1 protein-coding gene is annotated in these 480 nt (G+C 35.4%); it reads left to right on the top strand.

The annotated features are described in order from the left end of the window. Window positions 1-480 (top strand): acyl carrier protein (locus EZM65_RS15380; protein WP_169051732.1); only part of this gene is annotated, 480 nt, incomplete at both ends.

Here is a 480-nt window from a genome sequence, read left to right as displayed (position 1 = left end):
TTGGAGAAAAATGCTGTAGGATTTCATAATAATAAATATCAATCGAAATCAATAAGCAAAAAGGAAAAACAACCGGCAGTATTGACCAAAGAACAAATAGCCTCAATATTGTCGTCGGAATTATGTGGTTTGCTTTATTTGGACAAAGAAGAACTGGATGGAGATAAGGCATTTAGTGAGCTGGGTCTGGATTCGATATTGGGTGTGGAGTTAATCAAAATAATAAACAAGAATTTTACTATAGATTTGAAGGCATCCAAATTATATGATTATCCAAGTATCGGCCAATTATCGGATTATCTGCAACGGTTACTTTCAGATTTGCCCGGGCAAAGGGAAGTGGGATTCAATGGATTACAGCAACATAATATAATAAGTCCAATACAGCGTAATTCAGGTAAAATGGAACTTACACCATTAGAAGATTTCGAACAGGTTTCAAGAGTTACTGAGGTTAATATTCAACCGATCAGCCTTTTG

It is taken from the genome of Flavobacterium sp. H122 (assembly GCF_004959765.1).
Lineage (GTDB): Bacteria > Bacteroidota > Bacteroidia > Flavobacteriales > Flavobacteriaceae > Flavobacterium.
The sequence above is the reverse complement of the archived record's forward strand: the minus strand, read 5'-3'. Positions and strand labels throughout refer to the sequence as shown.